The organism is Lachnoclostridium sp. Marseille-P6806 (assembly GCF_964238185.1).
GTDB lineage: Bacteria > Bacillota > Clostridia > Lachnospirales > Lachnospiraceae > Brotaphodocola.
In genome coordinates, this window is the sequence record NZ_CAXSLG010000002.1 from 259,669 (window position 1) to 277,619 (window position 17,951).

Consider the following 17,951-nt stretch of genomic DNA (forward strand, 5'->3'; position numbering starts at 1 on the left):
AGAAATCGAATCACCATTTCAGACGACTCACTGCACTGACCGGATTGCCCGGTCAGTATAACTCAGGGAGTCGAGTGAAAAAGCGTATTTATTATTCTTCGTTTCCGTACAGGGTAACCAGCTTGGTCAGATACTCGTATCTTTCCTTAGCCTCAGCCTCGTTCTTAGCAAACAGTTTTGCTGCTCTCTCCGGATTCTTCATAGCCAGAGATGCATAACGAACCTCGCCCTTCAGGAAGTCCTGATATCCTTCCATGTTCGGAGCCTTGCTGTCCAGAGTAAACTTCTTCTCTGCAGCCGGGTTGAAGCGGAAGTTGTTCCAGTAACCGGTCTCAACAGCCAGCTTCTCCTCAGTCTGAGCCTTGCTCATGCCCTTCTTAATACCGTGGTTGATACACGGAGCATAAGCCAGAATCAGGGACGGACCCGGATAAGCCTCTGCCTCTGCGATTGCCTTAACGGTCTGAGCATAATCAGCACCCATGGAAATCTGAGCTACATATACATAGCCGTAGGACATTGCAATGCTTGCAAGGTCTTTCTTCTTGGTCTCTTTACCGCCAGCTGCGAACTGAGCAACTGCACCGGTCTTTGTGGACTTGGAAGACTGACCGCCGGTGTTGGAGTAAACCTCGGTATCGAATACCATAATGTTGATATCCTTGCCAGATGCCAGAACGTGGTCTACGCCGCCGAAGCCGATATCGTAAGCCCATCCGTCACCACCGAAGATCCACTGGGACTTCTTAGCCAGGAATGCCTTGTTAGCAACAATGTACTTGCAGGTCGGGCAGTCGATGCCTTCCAGAGCTGCAACCAGCTTGTCAGTAGCAACGCCGTTTAATGCGCCGCTTCCAAAGGTATCCAGCCACTCTGCACATGCAGCCTTAACTTCCTCAGAAGCCTCTTCGCTTGCAGCAACGTTTTCTACCTTCTCCTTTAACTCATCACGGATTGCATTCTGAGCCAGCAGCATACCATAACCGAACTCAGCGTTATCCTCAAACAGGGAGTTATCCCATGCAGGACCCTGGCCCTTAGCGTTTACAGTGTAAGGAGTAGACGGTGAGGAGTTACCCCAGATAGAGGAACATCCAGTTGCGTTTGCAATGTACATTCTGTCACCAAACAGCTGGGTGATCAGCTTAGCGTACGGAGTCTCGCCACAGCCTGCGCATGCGCCGGAGAACTCAAGCAGCGGTTTCTTGAACTGGCTGCCCTTAACGGTGTTAGCTTTGAATTTAGCAACAACGTCTTCTTTCTCGGAAACAGTGGTACCGAAATCGAAAATCGGCTGCTCATCCATATGGTCAGCCAGCTTGTCCATGGTCAGAGCCTTCTCGCCCTTCTTGCCAGGACATACGTTTGCACAGGAACCACATCCGGTACAGTCAAGTGCGGAGATGGTGATAGCAAACTTGTAACCAGGCATACCGGTCATATCCAGCATCTTCATGCCAGCCGGTGCGTTTGCAGCTTCCTCAGCGGTCATAGCAACCGGACGGATTACTGCATGCGGGCAGACATAAGAACAGAAGTTACACTGGATACAGTTATCGGAATTCCAAACCGGAACGTTAACTGCAATACCGCGCTTCTCGTATGCTGCAGAACCGGACGGAGTGCTGCCGTCTACGTAGTCCTTGAATGCAGATACAGGCAGGGAGTTACCTTCCTGAGCGCTTACCTTGGTCTGGATGTTGTTTACGAAGTCAACAACGTCTTTTCTTCCATCGGTTACTACCTTGTAATCAAGACCTTCGTCTTCGCAGTTCTTCCAGCTCTCCGGAACCTCTACCTTAACAACGCCGGTAGCACCAGCATCGATAGCTGCCCAGTTCTTCTTAACAACGTCCTCACCCTTACGGCCGTAGGTCTTCTGAGCTGCGTCCTTCATCAGCTGAATTGCCTTCTCCTCCGGGATAATGCCGGTCAGCTTGAAGAATGCGGACTGCAGAATGGTATTGATACGGGTCGGGCCCATGCCGGTCTCGATACCGATCTTAACACCGTCGATGGTGTAGAGGTTGATGTTGTGATCAGCGATGAACTTCTTCATCTGACCCGGCAGATGCTGCTCTAACTCTTCAGCGCTCCACGGGCAGTTTAACAGGAAGGTACCGCCGTCAACCAGCTCCTGAACCATGTTGTACTTACGTACATATGCCGGATTGTGACATGCTACGAAGTTTGCCTGACGAATCAGGTATGTAGATTTGATCTTCTTATGACCGAAGCGCAGGTGAGACATGGTAACACCGCCGGACTTCTTGGAGTCATAATCAAAGTATGCCTGTGCATACATATCGGTATTGTCACCGATGATCTTGATGGAGTTCTTATTTGCACCTACGGTACCGTCAGCGCCCAGACCCCAGAACTTACAGTTGGTAGTTCCTTCCGGAGTGGTAACGATGGGAGCACCGGTTTCCAGAGACAGATTGGTTACATCATCAACGATACCGATGGTGAATTTCTTCTTCTCGGTGTTGTTGTATACAGCAACGATCTGTGCCGGAGTGGTATCCTTGGAACCAAGACCATAACGGCCTGCGTAAATCTCAACAGCGTCAAACTTGCTGCCCTTTAATGCAGCAACAACATCCAGATACAGCGGATCGCCCAGAGCGCCTGGCTCTTTGGTTCTGTCAAGAACAGTGATCTTCTTAACGGTATCCGGAATAGCATCGATCAGAGCCTGTGCGCAGAATGGTCTGTACAGACGAACCTTAACAACACCAACCTTTGCGCCGGTGGTCTTTGCCATGTAATCGATGGTCTCTTCGATGGTATCATTTACAGAACCCATAGCTACGATAACCTGCTCGGCATCCTCTGCGCCGTAGTAGTTAAACAGCTTGTAATCGGTTCCCAGTTTTGCATTTACTTTGTCCATGTAATCCTGAACTACTGCCGGAAGAGCATCGTAGTAGGGGTTGCATGCCTCTCTTGCCTGGAAGAAGATATCCGGGTTCTGAGCAGAACCTCTCTGGCACGGATGATTCGGGTTCAGAGCGTGGTTACGGAACTCTGCGATTGCGTCCCAGTCAGCCATCTCAGCCAGATCATCATAATCCCAAGTTTCGATCTTCTGAATCTCGTGGGAGGTACGGAAACCGTCGAAGAAGTTAATGAACGGAACCTTGCCCTTGATTGCAGACAGATGAGCAACCGGAGTCAGGTCCATAACTTCCTGAACGCTGGATTCACACAGCATAGCGCATCCGGTCTGACGGCATGCGTATACGTCGGAGTGATCGCCAAAAATGGAAAGTGCATGGCTTGCCAGAGCACGAGCGGATACGTTGATAACGCCCGGAAGCTGCTCACCTGCAATTTTGTACAGGTTCGGGATCATCAGTAACAGACCCTGGGAAGCGGTGTAGGTTGTGGTCAGAGCGCCTGCTGCCAGAGCACCGTGAACTGCACCTGCTGCACCTGCCTCGGACTGCATCTCTGTAATCTGAACGGTACGGCCAAAAATATTCTTTCTGCCTTCTGTTGCCCACTCGTCTGTATGCTCAGGCATTACAGAAGAAGGGGTGATGGGGTACATAGCTGCTACTTCAGTAAACGCATATGATGCATGAGCGGCAGCCTGATTACCATCCATGGTTTTCATTTTTCTTGCCATTTGATTTTCCTCCTACAAATGTGAATGTGCCTGTCCCCGAAAGGCTTTTTCGGAAACAGCGTCTGTCCGGAAAAATGAGCCGGACTTTAAGTCCCTCAGATAATGAGAGACCGACCTGTTAATATTATAGCAACTTTTTATCATTTTGCAAACCGGAAAACAACAAAATCACGTATTATTTTGCATACAATCTCTTTTTCCCGAAAAAAGCAAACAAAAAAAAATGGGTCTGAGAAAAACAAAATTTGTTTTTCTCAGACCCCTGAATCATCCGTTCTCTATAAACTTTCTCATGTTCCCGGATTTGGAACAATCAGCTGTGCTCCGTCTCCTCCCGGCGCACCAGACACCTCGGCGCTTCCCGGAGCTGCAGATCCTGGCCCATTTGAACCTCCCGGCGCTGCTCCCGGAGTCGGAGAAACCTGCTGGCTGCTGCCTTCCGGCGCAGGCGCTGCCCCACTGTTTCCTCCTGGTGCAGCTCCAGAGGAACTGCTGTCTGTTCCTGGAGCACTTCCCGGTCCGCTGTTTCCATCTGGAGATACTACTGCAGAAGAGCTTCCCTCCTGCGGTCCGCTGACAGACGGATTGGACGGATCTGTAATGCTCTCAATCAGCTGAGTGTCACCGGAGGACTCTGTAGGCGCCATTGTTCCTGAAGTATTCCGCAGGATAACCGGCGCATGTCCTTTATAAGTAACCGTGTGATCCACCTCCTGGCTGACCACTTCTCCGTCTTTAGTAATCACCAGTCTCGTCTCCCACTGGCTACCCTTGCTGCCGGAGCTCTTCACCTTTTCTGCACCCGGTTCTACGGTTCCGTCCTCTTCATAAACCGGAGCCGGAGGATCCATGTCCTTCAGCTTAGTGGATTTTAAAGAATGCTTTACGCCTTCCTCCAGAACAGGAATTCCATATATGGAAATCGTCACCTCCTGGTTTGCATAGCTGGCTCGAATGCCTACTGCAGTAGAGGAATTGTTGACAAAAGCATAATCTGGTCCACCCCAGCTTACAGTCGCATCTGTTCCCGGCGTTACATAAGACGGCTCAAAGGTATGAGAACGGCGGGTTGTGGTTTTCAATCCAGCCTTGACAACCGCATTATATAAGGTAGAAGAAGTCTGACATACACCACCGCCAATCTCCTGTACGACCTCGCCGTTGTTATAAGCAGCTGCCCCCTGGTATCCCTTGGCTTCTGTTCTCTGACCAACCCGGTCATTGAAAGAAAATTCTTCTCCTGGCTGGAGAACAATGCCGTTGATCGCCTGACAAGAAAGCTTAATGTTGTTATTGCGCTTGCTGTTGGACGTTGTCTTTGTTGTAAAACTTCCAATGGTCTTATACTTTTCCCTGGCAGCAGCCTCAGAAATCTCCGGCTCTACGGGATTCATCACTGCTGTCACCACTGCGCCGAAATCCTTTCGATTCACAGCATCCAGAATATCTGCAGCCAGCTTCTCCTGATCCACTGCCTGACCGGCCTCCTCTCCAGAAAATACAAATTTTCCAGAGGAAGCATCGTAGCTGGAAATAGAACCGTTTTTGGCCTTTTTATCCCACTGCGCAGCTGCCTTGGCTGCCTCAGACTTCGCTGCGTCTTCCAGTCCGCTGGTATCCAGCGTATACGACTCCTTCGGCATTCCGGAATAAATCTCTGTCAGAAGAGCCGATACCTTTTCTTCCATCAGATCTGCAACCTCATAGGTCTGATCCTGCCAGGTCACCTTCATCGACCAGCCAAACTTGTCCAAAATAGCACTTCGCGCCTCATCCATAGTCATGCCGGTAATATCAATGCCTTCCACGTATACGGTCTTCTCCGGCCCTGTAGTCAACTCCACAGCGCTTTCTGACTCTGTTTCCTCCGGCTTTGCCCCATTCATTCCCTTTATCAAAAAGGCGATACAGCTGATTGCCAAAATCAGCACCACACCTCCTATGGCAATTTTCATAAAGCCAGAATCAGATCCTCCGTTTCTCCGGCTGTTTCTGTTCCCCTGACCGCCTCTTGCCGAAGAGGTTCTGGAAGAAGTGCTTCTTCCTGAACTACTTCTTGTGCTGCGGGAAGCTTTGCAGCTTCCTCTTTCTTCCCTGTACTGCCCCGTTTTTCTGCTTCCTGCAGAGGAACTGCGGCCGCGGGAATTTCCTCTTGCCCTGGAGCGTCCTGCTCCACGGCTGCTTTCATGTTCATTCAGATTCATATTCTCACCTGTAATTTTGCTAACTATTCAGGACAAGAAGATATTCCGTCCTAAACAGTTATTAATTTTATTTGTAACACAGTTTTTGTAGTCTTGCACTTACTCAGTATAGCATAGATTTTAAAAAAAGAACTAGCAAAAATCTTTAAAATTATCTATCTTTTTCTGTCAATTTTGGATAGTTTTTTATCTGTATTTTTCTCCTCCTGCTTAACCCTCAGTCTGCGGTGCACGGTTTCCCGTAAAAGCGCATACAGCACAGAAGTCAGCGGTATGAAAATCAACATTCCAAGGACACCCATCATACTGCCGCCCAAGGTCACGGCTACCAACACCCAGATGGACGGCAGTCCTACTGACCCGCCTACCACATGCGGATAAATCAGATTGCCTTCAATCTGCTGGAGAATCTGAAATACTACAATAAAAATCAGGGCCTGCACCGGACTGACCAAGAGAATCAAAAAGGCTCCCACTGCGCAGCCTACAAAAGCGCCAAAAATAGGAATCAGCGCTGTAAAAGCAATCAGAACTCCAATCAACAGAGCATAGGGCATCTGCAGCAATGTCAGAGTAATAAAAAACATAGAACCTAAAATCATAGCTTCCAGACACTGTCCCGTAAGAAAACTGGAAAAGGTCTTTTCTGTAAGCTTTGCCACACGAGCCGTCTCCAATGCCGCTTTTTCCGGCAGAAAAGCCTGCAAAAGACGTCCTGCCTGACGAGCCAGATTCTCTTTCTGAAGAAGAATATACAGGGCAAACACAAAGCCAATACAAAAGGTAGCCACGCCATTGACAATGCCTACTGCTGCCGAAACTGTCGTAGACAGCACAGTTCCCGCTCCATGTCCCAGGAAGAATACAATCTGCTCCAGCGTACTTTTCCAGTCAATCTCCACACTGCTGATATAGGTTTCTATCTCTGGATAATCTGCAAACAGCCCTTCCAGAGCCCTCTGCACATTAGCAAAAAACTGCGGAATACTCCGCTCCAGTGTCATAATGGTTCGAAACAGCTCCGGGACTACCAATACCATCACCACAGCCAGAACGCCAGCAACCCCAACAATGGCAAGAATCAAACAAACCGGTCGCTTGTAACGGCTTTCCTTTTTCACAAGATGGCTCCACAGACGATTTTCCAAAAAACGCATCGGCACATTCAAAGCAAATGCGATGGCTCCGCCCAGAAGAAAGGGCGCCAGCATCTTAAGCAGTGCCCCTGCGGCAGCAAACAGCTTCTGGTAATTGACACCAACTACAACAACCGCCACCGTAAATACAATCAGTCCCCGAAGTCGGCGGACTGTTTCTTCATTCATGTTCATACTATTTTTTCACGCCTTTCCCTTTTTTCACATTTACCTCTTATTATACACAACAAATCCTGGACTGTAACGTAAAACTTTCTGAATTATTTCTAAACATGGAAACAGTGACAGGCCACCTGACATATAATTTCAGTGTAAATAAGTTTTGGAGGCTTCAATATGAGTGATTTAGCAGCAACAAACTGTGGATGTGACTGTAACTGCGGCTGTAATACAGGAGGAAACGGCTGCAATCTGATCTGGCTGATTCTGATTCTGTGCTGCTGCGGCGGTAATTTTGGAAACAGCGGAGGATGTGGATGCGGAGGATGTGAACATAGTGGATGTGACTGGATCTGGATTATTCTCCTTCTTTGCTGCTGCGGAGGCAATTCCTTCTGCTGATAAAAGTGCAGCTAAAACGGTTCTTTTCTGAAACCGGCTTCGCCCCCTGCATCCAGGGGGCGTCTTTCTGCCGGCAAACCGTTTATGTTTTCTGTTTCTTTCCTGTATTTCCCTCCTGCGTTCTCTGAATCTGTCTTTCTTCTTCCTTCTCTTTATTTCTCCGGCATACCTCACAATCCTCATCTATTTCGTAAACCGCATTTCCATCTATAACAAGTCTTATTGACATAAAATCAGCCTCCTGTACCATTACTATATGCAGTCGGAATGAATTCCTTGAAAAACGCATATATTGTTTCAAAACAAAAAAGGATTTTTTCATGAACGATGATGCGGAAAAAGACATACACCTGACCGAATTCGATTATCTGACAGCAGATCCAAAGCTGCAAATGATCAAGGCCGCCCTTCCCTATATGCCGGTTCCTCAGCAAAGGCTCATTTGTCTTCTTGTTAAAATGCAGGAGCTCAACCGAGCCAGAACCATGTTTTCCGAGGAAGGCGTCTCTGCCATGGGACTTTCCCACAGCTCCTCTTCCAGATACTCTCCCCTGGAAATGCTGCAGGCCATGAAGCCCTACGCTGGCCCTAAAGAACGGGACATGATTGAAATGATAGAAAACCTGCAGGTTATGCTGCAGGCCATGCAGATGCCCTAAAAGGAGGTCTTTATGATTGATATGAAGCACTGGCAGGAGGATCCGCGCCTGAAGCAGATGGATCCGAAAAAGCTGCAGTACATAACCGATTTTGCCGGACGGCTCACCTCCATGTCCAAAAATCAGCTGATTCCTGCACTTCTCCAGCTTCAGGCCGATGCGGCCAGAAACCACATCCGCTTTTCCGATTCGGAAACAGAGCTTCTGGTTTCTATTCTTAGCGCAGACATGAATCCTGCTGAAAAAAAGAAGCTGGAAACTCTGCGATTTTTTGCAAAAAAACTGGCTGCCAGGTCCTCCTGACAGCCGGTTTCCTTTTCCTGTTTATCATCCTGTTTCATCAAAAAACTGTTTACTCCATCTGTACTTCCGGAATCTGAGGCATAATCACAATCCGGGCATTTTCCCCCAGCTGCTGCACCAGGAGCCTGACATATTCTTCTGGAATGGCAATACACCCTTCTGTCCAGGTTTTCCAGGTATGAAGCCCATGAAGGAAAATAGCAGATCCTTTTCCCGGAGTTCTCTCCTCTGTATTATAATTCAAAACCAGGCTGTACCGATACTGAGGCATCACCCCAATCAGATGCTCCGCAGAGCTCCAGTCTTTTTCCACCTGGCTGATATTTACCATCTGATTATAGTATCTGCTGTTTCCATCATCTACCCAGTAATCCCCCTCATCCAGCTGCTTATAGGGAAGATGGCTTCCTGGATTTTCCAGACTGCCGAAGGCCTGAGTAAAGGAATAGATTCCCAAAGGTGTCCGCCGATCTCCCTCCCGTTTTTCCCCGGACATTCCGTCATGACCGCAGTAGCCCTCTGTGCAAAATTCCTCCTTCCAGAAGCTTTCTGCCAGAGCTGCCTCCGAAGCTTCTGCATTCTTCTCCCGCACATAGTAGCCGACCTTCACACTGGAACTGTCCATTCCGGTTCCTGTGACAACTACAAGCTGATCCACCATAGGATCGTTTGCTGCATCCAACTGCTCCAGCACAATGCCCAGCCCATTTTTCACCATCTGCGGTTCCTCCTTCTGCACCTGTCCGGGACTTAAAACCAATCCTTCTATTCTGCTCTGTTTGGTTTCCCCAGACTGACCCGCAGCCACAACAGGAGATGCTGCCAATGACCGAAGCTGCAGTCCGGTCTGCGGAATGCAGCCCAGCCCAACGGCTCCCATAACAAGAAATACTACCCCAAGGGCCGCCTTTCTCCAAAATTTCTTTTTCATCCTGTAATCCGCCTTTCTAAAAATGGCGCAGATACGAGGTTCCTATCTGCGCCATTTTCTGTTGCCAGGGTTTACTTGCAAACAATATTAATGATTTTTCCAGGAACATAAATTTCTTTTACAATCGTTCCTGTAATCTTATCTGCCACAGCCGCCTTTCCTGCTGCAATGGCATCTTCCTTGGATACATCTGCCGGAAGAGAAACTACGCCTCTTGCCTTTCCGTTTACCTGGACGCCAATCTCGATCTCGTCATCCTTCATGGCTTCCTCATCGCACTCCGGCCACTGGGCATGGAATACGCTGTCAGTGCCGCCAAGCTGCTCCCACAGCTCCTCGCCGATATGAGGAGCAAAGGGCGCCAGCAGAACAACAAAGGTCTTTAAGGTTTCTTTGTCAATGCCGCCGATCTTCTTTGCCAGATCGATCAGCTTGTTATTATACTCCATAAATCCGGAAATTACCGTATTCAGGTTAAACTGATTGAATCTCTGCTCAATATCAAATACCAGTTTATGACGCAGGCGAACCATTTCTCTGGTTTCTGCAACATCCTTGTCCTTGCTGTCCTGAACCAGATTCCAGAAACGGCTGAGGAAACGGGCAACGCCCTCAATGCCTCTTTCATCCCACTCTGCATCCAGCTCCGGCGGTCCTACAAACAGCTCATACATTCTCAGTGCATCACAGCCGTAATCGCGAACCAGAGCGTCTGGAGAAACAACATTGCCCTTGGATTTACTCATCTTAATGCCGTTCTTGCCGGTAATCATACCCTGGTTAAACAGCTTTTTAAAGGGCTCGTCAAAATCAATCACGCCAATATCATGCAGGAACTTGGTATAGAACCGGGAATACAGCAGATGGAGCACTGCATGCTCTACGCCGCCAATATACATATCAACCGGCAGATACTTGTCTGCTTTCTCTCTGGATACCAGCTCCTTATCGTTGTGGCTGTCTACATACCGCAGGAAATACCAGGAGGAACCTGCCCACTGAGGCATGGTGTTGGTCTCACGCTTTGCCGGACCGCCGCACTGCGGACAGGTGCAGTTTACCCACTCATCGATAGCTGCCAGCGGAGATTCTCCGGTACCGGTAGGCTGGTAACTCTCTACCTCCGGAAGACGTAAGGGCAGCTCCTCCTCCGGAACTGCAACGTTTCCGCACTTGGGACAATGAACAATCGGAATCGGCTCGCCCCAGTAACGCTGTCTGGAGAATACCCAGTCACGAAGCTTGAAATTAACAGTCTTTTTGCCCAGCCCTCTTGCTTCGATCATGGCAGGAGCCTCTTTTTTCAGAACTGCTGACTCCATGCCGTTCCATTCTCCGGAATTGATCATCACGCCGCTGGCTTCGGTATAGGCTTCTGTCATATTTTCAATTTCCTTGCCATCTTTGGAAATAACCTGAATGATCGGAATGTTGAATTTTTTTGCAAATTCAAAGTCACGGTCATCATGAGCTGGTACACACATGATTGCGCCGGTACCGTAATCTGCCAGTACATAGTCGGACAGCCAGATCGGTGTCTTCGCGCCGTTTAAAGGATTGATGGCATAGCTTCCGGTAAATACGCCTGTTTTTTCCTTATCCTGCATACGATCTACGTTAGAGCGCATTGAGGAATCGAAAATATATTTTTCCACTGCCTCTCTGGTCTCATCTGTAGCCAGTTCCTTTGCCAGACGATGCTCCGGTGCCAGAACCATGAAGGTTGCTCCATAAAGGGTGTCTGGTCTGGTGGTATAAACGGTAATCTTTTCATCCTTTCCATCCACCTGGAAATCAACCTCTGCACCATAGGATTTGCCAATCCACTCGCTCTGCATCTTCTTTACCTTTTCCGGCCAGTCCAGCTTATCCAGATCATTTAACAGGCGATCCGCATAGGCCGTAATCTTTAACATCCACTGACGCAGGTTTTTCTTCGTAACAGGAGAACCGCAGCGTTCGCAGCAGCCGTTGACAACCTCTTCGTTTGCCAGACCAGTCTTACAGGAAGGACACCAGTTAATGGGGAATTCCTTCTCATAAGCAAGACCTGCCTTAAACATTTTTACAAAAATCCACTGGGTCCATTTGTAGAAATCCGGATCCGTAGTATTGACCTCCATATCCCAATCATAAATGGCCGCAATTTCATTGATCTGACGTTTAATATTTTTTACATTCTCCGCAGTTGATTTTGCCGGATGAACGCCCATCTTAATTGCATAGTTCTCTGCCGGAAGTCCAAATGCATCCCAGCCCATGGGATGAATCACATAGTGACCCTTTAACATCTGATAACGGCTCCACACATCAGAAATTACATAGCCTCTCCAGTGACCTACATGAAGTCCGCTGCCAGACGGATAGGGGAACATATCCAGACAGTAATATTTCGATTTTTTTCCGTCATTTACATTGATGGGATTTTTTTCCCAGTTTTCCCGCCATTTTTTCTCAATGGCGCTGTGGTTGTAGCTTGCCATAATCTTTCCTCCTGAATCATGATGGAATAATAAGGTACAGTTTCTGTTTATAGAATTTAGAATCCTCGCGGAGCGTTTTTTATTTCGAATAACTATTCAAAACAGTGATTTAAAATAAAAAAACCTGCGTCTCCAGGCTTTTGCCTCAGAGACGCAGGCACTTGTTCTCTCTAATGCTCTGCGCGGTACCACTCTGTTTCATGCTTGTACATGCACCTTATGGATCTGCCACAGACAATTTTCATCAGCAGATACTCCTGTCTGATAATCTGTCACAAATCGCTTCTCCTGTAACGGTGAGAATCCGTCCGCTCCTACCAGGATCTCTCCCTTCGGATGGCTGCTCCAGGACCAGTTCAGCTGTCTTTCTGTCTCCGCCTTTCACCAGCCGGCGGTTCTCTGGGCACATCTGTACAGCCTACTTGCTTCCCTTCCCTGCATTTTTGCTGATTCTAAATTTATCACAATCCCATGCATGTGTCAAGCCATAACAGGGAAGATTCAGGCAGGAAAACTTTTATGAAAATAAAAACTGAACCGCACACACAGCCAGAAAAGCCCATACTCCCGGCGCCTTACACAGCTCGGAAAGTCCGCGTTCTCCCTCCTTCCATCCCCATGCCCTGGTCCAGGACAGCTTTGGAAGCCACATACAGGCCATGACCACAGCTCCTATGATACTGACAGCCATTCCTGATACCAAAAATGGGCCTGACGCAATGGATATCCACGGGAATGCATTTGCTCCCCGGACCAAAAGCAGAGGGATCACGCCTCCTGTCAGGTTGATTATCATATGAAGTACCACATTGTAGCGCAGCTTTCCGGTACTGCTGTACAGATAGGCAAAAATCATTCCCAGCATACAGGCATAAAAGAACTGGAACAGATTTCCATGATACAGGCCAAAGCTGACTCCGGAAATGATAACCGCCAGCGGCTGTCCATAAGGGATGAGACGATCAATCAGCAGCTTTCGAAACAGCAGTTCCTCCATAAGAGGTGCAATAACCACCGTTGTAAAAATCATAACTGCAGGATTCAAAGTCTGAATCACATCTGAAACAGGATTGGTGCTCTGAACCCCTCTTGTCATATCCCACACCGACGCCAGCACACTTCCCAGAAGATTTCCCATGTAGGCAAATCCCATACAGAATACAGCCAAGAAAAACAGCTCCATTCCCCGGATTCTTCGATCCCCCGGGCGGTGCCACGCCGGAAGCCGCCGAAGAGTCAGAAAGCAAAGGGGAAATCCCGCAAGATACATACTTGCCTGAGATAAAACCATAGTTACATTATCATTCCATAAAAATTTCTGCCACGGCTCCGGTGCAGCGGCTGATGCCAGAACAATCAGATATTGCACTGCCGTTGATGCCAGAAAAAATACAGTATATGCCCAGCCAAGTCTGGACAGTACTTTTCTTCCGTTCATCCTTTTCCTCCTGGTTTGTGTTTTCTCCATTAAAAGAAGCAGGCATATCGCCTGCTTCTTTTGCGGATACCTTATGTAAGTATAACCTTAATCGTTGCCGTTGTCTACCTTGGATGCGCGGGCTTCGATTTCTTTCTTCTGGATATCGCCAGGTGCCTGCTCGTAACGGCTGAACTCATATTCAAACACACCGATTCCGCCGGTCATGGAACGCAGATCGGTATTGTAGCCAAACAGCTCAGACATGGGGATATCTGCCTCAATCACCTGTTTGCCATGGTGATCAGAGTTCATACCCAGGACACGTCCTCTTCTGCGGTTCAAATCGCCCATTACATCGCCGGTGAATTTATCCGGAACGGTTACCTTCAGGGACGCAATCGGCTCAAGGAGTACCGGATTGGCATCCATAAAGCCCTTCTTAAACGCCATAGATGCTGCAGTCTTAAATGCAAGCTCGGAGGAGTCTACGGGATGGTAAGAACCGTCTACCAGGGTTGCCTTGATTCCAACTACCGGATAAGCAGCCATGGGGCCTTTCACACAGCTTTCCTGAATACCCTTTTCCACTGCCGGGAAGTAGTTTTTCGGAACTGCGCCACCGAATACACGTTCTTCAAATACATACGGTGTCTCCAGATCGCCGGAGGGCTCAAACTCCATCTTAACATCGCCGTACTGTCCGTGTCCGCCGGACTGCTTTTTATATTTGCCCTGAACCTCCACTTTCTTGCGGATAGTCTCACGGAATGCAAATTTCGGCTTACTTAATTCAATCTCAACCTTATATCTGTTTAACAGCTTGCTGACAACAACCTCCAGCTGCTGATCACCAATACCGTACAGAAGAAGCTGGCGGTTTTCTTTATCGTTGACCGATTTCAGAGTCAGATCCTCATCCATCAGCTTAGCTAAAGCGCTGGATACCTTATCCTCATCGCCCTTGGTTACAGTCTTATAACGCATATAAGTATAAGGTGTAGAAATCTGCGGTTTGTGGTATACAATCGGTGCAGAGCGCAGAGCAATGGTATCACCGGTCTGAGTAACGCCCAGCTTGGAAACAGCACCAATATCTCCTGCCTTTAACTCCGGAACCTCAATGGTGTCCTTGCCTCGCAGCAGATACAGCTTTCCAACCTTTTCCTCTGTATCCTTATTTACATTGTAGATCGTGCAGTCCGGTTTCAGAGTACCGGTACAAATCTTCATCAAAGAATATTTTCCGATAAACGGATCAACAATGGTCTTAAATACTCTGGCTGACAGAGATACCTGGTCGTTGTACTTGGCTGTAAAACGCTCGCCAGTGGATACATCCACACCAATACACTCAAACTTATCCGGAGTCGGAAGATAACGGTCAATTACCTGCAGAAGGGTTTTAAAGCCCTGGCAGTTAATGCCGGATCCCATCAGTACCGGAACAATGGATCCATCTATTACATGTTCCCGCAGAGCGCCCTGAATCTCTTCCAGTGTAAATTCTTCACCGGAGAAATACCGCTCCATATACTCTTCGCTGGTCTCTGCAACAGCCTCTAACAGAGCGTCTCTTGCAATTCCCAGGTTTTTCTGAGAGTAATCAGGAATCTCGCATTCTTCGTAATCGCTCAGATTGGTAAAGCGGCGTCCTGCCATCTTTACAACATTGACATAGCCCACAAATTTTTCATTTTCACGGATCGGCAGCTGGAACGGAGCCACGCTTCTGCCGAATCTTCTCTCCAGCTTCAGAACCAGTTCACGGAAGCTGGCATGATCGTCGTCCATATTGGTTACGAAAATGATTCTCGGCAGTCTCAGCTTATCGCACAGCTCCCATGCCTTTTCCGTACCAACCTCAATACCTGCCTTGCAGTTTACTACAATGATTGCCGCGTCAGCCACGCTGACAGCCTCTTCCACCTCGCCTACGAAATCGAAGTATCCGGGAGTATCCAACAGATTGATCTTCATCATACCGTTGTCACCTTCATACTCCAGCGGAATCAGAGATGTGGAGATGGAAAACTGACGTTTGATTTCCTCTTTATCGTAATCGCTGATGGTATTTCCATCGGTTACCTTGCCCATACGTTTCGTGACTCCGGTTACCAGTGCCAGTGCCTCTGCAACCGTCGTCTTACCGGCCCCGCCGTGACCAAGCAACACGACGTTTCGGATTTGTTGTGTTCCATAAACGTTCATATAATTCCCTCCTGTACATCAAATTTTGTCTATGATGCTATTTTACTAAAAAATTTTGAATTTTTCAAGCAAAACCGACGAGTTGCACAAATTATTTTTTTGCCCGCTTTAAAGCTCAAAAGTTTAAAGTAATAAAGCGTTGACAATCACCATCAAATCGAGTAGAATACCTTTATGTCAGAAAACGTGACAGAATTCCAGAAGAAATCGAGGACATCTATCTATGATTATTATTATGAAACCAGGCGCTCCCGAAGAAGCTATTCAAAGGGTTGCCCATGAGATTGAAAACAAGGGACTTCAGGTTCATCTTTCCCACGGTCACCAGGTAACCATCATCGGGGTAGTAGGCGATAAATCCAAGCTTCAGGGGGTCAATTTTGAAGTCAGCGAAGGCGTAGACAAGGTTATGTCCGTAACCGAATCCTACAAGCTTGCCAACCGGAAATTCCACCCGGAGGATACCATAGTCACCCTTGGCAATACCACCATTGGGCCAGGTACTCTGACCATTATGGCCGGCCCCTGCGCCATTGAAAGCCGGGAACAGCTGATGGAAACAGCCTTTGCCGTTAAAAAGGCCGGCGCTACCCTGCTGCGTGGCGGCGCTTACAAGCCAAGAACCTCCCCCTATTCCTTCCAGGGTCTGGAGGAAGAAGGCCTCCGCTATATGAAAGAGGCCAGGGAAGCTACCGGACTGAGCGTGATCTGTGAAGTGACCAGCGAGCACGCTATTGATACCGCATCCAAATATGTAGATATGCTTCAGATCGGCGCCAGAAACATGCAGAATTTTGAGCTTTTAAAGGCTGCTGGCCGTTCCGGAATTCCGATTCTTTTAAAACGCGGACTTTCCGCTACCATTGATGAATGGCTGAATGCAGCAGAATATATTATGTCGGAGGGAAATCACAATGTTGTTCTCTGCGAACGTGGAATCCGCACTTACGAAACCTCCACCAGAAATACCCTGGATATCAGCGCTGTTCCTGTTCTGCGTAAACGGACTCACCTACCCATTATCGTAGACCCCAGCCATGCCACCGGTGTCCGTGATTATGTAGCTCCACTTTCCAAGGCAGCCATTGCAGCTGGTGCTGACGGACTGATGATTGAGGTTCATCCGTGCCCTGCCTGCGCTCTTTCTGACGGTCCTCAGTCTTTGACCTTTGAACAGTTTGATTCACTTACAGGAGAGTTGAGACCGTATGCCGAGCTTTCCGGACGGAAATTTTAATCTGCTTTCTGCATCTGACTGCATGTTTATTGAATAGGGAGGTTTTACCATGGCAGATACAACCTTTGGTTTTATCGGCTTCGGCCTGATCGGCGGTTCCATTGCAAAAAGCATCCGCCGCTCCTGCCCCGAGGCCCGGATTATGGCCTATATGCGCAGCCGCTCCAAGCTGGAACAGGCAAAGCAGGACGGTGTTGTAGACCTTATTCTTGATGAGCCCGGAAGCCAGTTAGGCCAGTGTGACATTATTTTTCTGTGTACGCCTGTAGAGTATAATGCCGGTTATCTGGAAGCAATCCGTCCTTTCCTGAAGGAAGGAGCGCTGATTACTGATGTGGGCAGCACAAAAACCAGTATTCACCAGGCTGCCCGGCAGCTTGGCATGGAAGAGATTTTTATCGGAGGTCATCCCATGGCCGGTTCAGAAAAGACCGGCTATGAAAATTCTACCGATCACCTTCTGGAAAATGCCTATTATATTATCACACCTACGCCCCTTTCCCGGCAGGAAGACATTGACCGGATGGTTCAGGTAGCAAAGCTCTCTGATGCCATCCCCATTGTGCTGGATTACAGAGAGCACGATCGGATTGTGGCGGCTATCAGCCACCTTCCTCATCTGATTGCTTCCAGCCTGGTCAATCTGGTTCGGGATTCTGACAATACCCAGGAGCTGATGAAGCGGCTGGCTGCCGGAGGCTTTAAGGATATTACCCGTATCGCCTCCTCGTCTCCGGAAATGTGGGAACAGATCTGTATGACCAATACAGAAAATATTATTTTGATGATGAAGGATTATATTTCCTCTCTTCAGGATATTCTCTCTGCCCTGGAAAATCGGAATGGCTCCTATGTTCATCAGCTGTTTGACTCCTCCCGCACCTACCGTAACTCTATCTCTGAGGGAGTCCGCGGCTCCGTCATCCCCGACTATTCCTTTACCGTGGATGTTGTGGATGAGCCAGGCGCCATTTCTACCCTGGCCTGCATTTTAAGCGCCCGTGGCATCAGCATGTCCAATATCGGCATTAATCACAACCGGGAACACGGGGAAGGAGCTCTGCGAATTACTTTTTATGATGAAGCATCCATGAATCAGGCATGGGCACAGCTGAAAAAATACAATTACGAATTAATCAAAGGGGTATAAATAT

The 17,951-nt window shown here is 48.3% G+C and carries 13 protein-coding genes; 5 read left to right on the forward strand and 8 right to left on the reverse strand.

The features are described 5' to 3' along the window. Positions 1-91 precede the first annotated feature (91 nt). From nifJ to ACESON_RS03295, 3 genes are all read right to left on the reverse strand, one after another. A complete protein-coding gene (nifJ, locus tag ACESON_RS03285; RefSeq protein ID WP_177958797.1) occupies positions 92-3,634 on the reverse strand; it encodes a pyruvate:ferredoxin (flavodoxin) oxidoreductase in 3,543 nt (1,180 codons plus the stop codon). Positions 3,635-3,924: 290 nt separating this feature from the next. Next, positions 3,925-5,838: a VanW family protein gene (locus ACESON_RS03290; RefSeq protein ID WP_373108486.1), complete on the reverse strand. Its 1,914-nt coding sequence runs from the start codon at positions 5,836-5,838 to the stop codon at positions 3,925-3,927. Positions 5,839-5,993: 155 nt separating this feature from the next. Beyond that, positions 5,994-7,169 (reverse strand): AI-2E family transporter, encoded by a 1,176-nt coding sequence (locus tag ACESON_RS03295; RefSeq protein WP_373108488.1) that lies wholly within the window; start codon positions 7,167-7,169, stop codon positions 5,994-5,996. A gap of 162 nt (positions 7,170-7,331) precedes the next feature. Here ACESON_RS03295 and ACESON_RS03300 point away from each other — a divergent pair, with 162 nt between their 5' ends. Next, the gene (locus tag ACESON_RS03300) at positions 7,332-7,556 is read left to right on the forward strand and encodes a hypothetical protein (protein WP_177958799.1); all 225 of its coding nucleotides are present in this window, start codon (positions 7,332-7,334) and stop codon (positions 7,554-7,556) included. An 82-nt stretch (positions 7,557-7,638) separates the two neighbouring features. Here the strand turns inward: ACESON_RS03300 and ACESON_RS03305 are convergent, their stop codons facing one another. After that, a complete protein-coding gene (locus tag ACESON_RS03305) occupies positions 7,639-7,785 on the reverse strand; it encodes a hypothetical protein (protein ID WP_177958800.1) in 147 nt (48 codons plus the stop codon). Between the two features lie 91 nt (positions 7,786-7,876). Here ACESON_RS03305 and ACESON_RS03310 point away from each other — a divergent pair, with 91 nt between their 5' ends. Together ACESON_RS03310 and ACESON_RS03315 are read left to right on the forward strand one after the other, a co-directional pair. Next, positions 7,877-8,215: a hypothetical protein gene (locus tag ACESON_RS03310; RefSeq protein ID WP_177958801.1), complete on the forward strand. Its 339-nt coding sequence runs from the start codon at positions 7,877-7,879 to the stop codon at positions 8,213-8,215. Between the two features lie 12 nt (positions 8,216-8,227). Continuing rightward, positions 8,228-8,518: a hypothetical protein gene (locus ACESON_RS03315; RefSeq protein ID WP_373108492.1), complete on the forward strand. Its 291-nt coding sequence runs from the start codon at positions 8,228-8,230 to the stop codon at positions 8,516-8,518. A 49-nt stretch (positions 8,519-8,567) separates the two neighbouring features. On the opposite strand, the gene ACESON_RS03320 is transcribed toward ACESON_RS03315, so the two are convergent. The 4 genes from ACESON_RS03320 to ACESON_RS03335 all read right to left on the reverse strand — a co-directional run bounded on the left by ACESON_RS03320 (position 8,568) and on the right by ACESON_RS03335 (position 15,560). Further along, on the reverse strand, positions 8,568-9,449 hold the full coding sequence (locus ACESON_RS03320; RefSeq protein ID WP_373108494.1) for a L,D-transpeptidase: 882 nt from the start codon (positions 9,447-9,449) through the stop codon (positions 8,568-8,570). Between the two features lie 71 nt (positions 9,450-9,520). After that, on the reverse strand, positions 9,521-11,935 hold the full coding sequence (gene leuS / locus ACESON_RS03325) for a leucine--tRNA ligase (protein WP_373108617.1): 2,415 nt from the start codon (positions 11,933-11,935) through the stop codon (positions 9,521-9,523). 514 nt (positions 11,936-12,449) lie between these two features. Beyond that, entirely contained in the window at positions 12,450-13,370 is a 921-nt protein-coding gene (locus ACESON_RS03330; protein ID WP_373108496.1) for a lysostaphin resistance A-like protein, read from the reverse strand. 87 nt (positions 13,371-13,457) lie between these two features. Beyond that, the gene (locus ACESON_RS03335; RefSeq protein WP_373108497.1) at positions 13,458-15,560 is read right to left on the reverse strand and encodes an elongation factor G; all 2,103 of its coding nucleotides are present in this window, start codon (positions 15,558-15,560) and stop codon (positions 13,458-13,460) included. A gap of 223 nt (positions 15,561-15,783) precedes the next feature. Between ACESON_RS03335 and aroF the strand changes: the two genes are divergently transcribed. Continuing rightward, positions 15,784-16,797, forward strand: coding sequence for a 3-deoxy-7-phosphoheptulonate synthase (gene aroF, locus ACESON_RS03340; RefSeq protein ID WP_373108499.1), 1,014 nt, complete (start codon positions 15,784-15,786; stop codon positions 16,795-16,797). A 49-nt stretch (positions 16,798-16,846) separates the two neighbouring features. After that, entirely contained in the window at positions 16,847-17,947 is a 1,101-nt protein-coding gene (locus ACESON_RS03345) for a prephenate dehydrogenase/arogenate dehydrogenase family protein (RefSeq protein ID WP_373108500.1), read from the forward strand. Positions 17,948-17,951 lie beyond the last annotated feature (4 nt).

Bases quoted from the DNA above. Each gene is read 5' to 3' on its own strand.
- nifJ (WP_177958797.1), bottom strand. From the start codon at position 3,634: ATGGCAAGAAAAATGAAAACCATGGATGGTAATCAGGCTGCCGCTCAT.
- ACESON_RS03290 (WP_373108486.1), bottom strand. From the start codon at position 5,838: ATGAATCTGAATGAACATGAAAGCAGCCGTGGAGCAGGACGCTCCAGG.
- ACESON_RS03295 (WP_373108488.1), bottom strand. From the start codon at position 7,169: ATGAACATGAATGAAGAAACAGTCCGCCGACTTCGGGGACTGATTGTA.
- ACESON_RS03300 (WP_177958799.1), top strand. From the start codon at position 7,332: ATGAGTGATTTAGCAGCAACAAACTGTGGATGTGACTGTAACTGCGGC.
- ACESON_RS03305 (WP_177958800.1), bottom strand. From the start codon at position 7,785: ATGTCAATAAGACTTGTTATAGATGGAAATGCGGTTTACGAAATAGAT.
- ACESON_RS03310 (WP_177958801.1), top strand. From the start codon at position 7,877: ATGAACGATGATGCGGAAAAAGACATACACCTGACCGAATTCGATTAT.
- ACESON_RS03315 (WP_373108492.1), top strand. From the start codon at position 8,228: ATGATTGATATGAAGCACTGGCAGGAGGATCCGCGCCTGAAGCAGATG.
- ACESON_RS03320 (WP_373108494.1), bottom strand. From the start codon at position 9,449: ATGAAAAAGAAATTTTGGAGAAAGGCGGCCCTTGGGGTAGTATTTCTT.
- ACESON_RS03330 (WP_373108496.1), bottom strand. From the start codon at position 13,370: ATGAACGGAAGAAAAGTACTGTCCAGACTTGGCTGGGCATATACTGTA.
- ACESON_RS03335 (WP_373108497.1), bottom strand. From the start codon at position 15,560: ATGAACGTTTATGGAACACAACAAATCCGAAACGTCGTGTTGCTTGGT.
- aroF (WP_373108499.1), top strand. From the start codon at position 15,784: ATGATTATTATTATGAAACCAGGCGCTCCCGAAGAAGCTATTCAAAGG.
- ACESON_RS03345 (WP_373108500.1), top strand. From the start codon at position 16,847: ATGGCAGATACAACCTTTGGTTTTATCGGCTTCGGCCTGATCGGCGGT.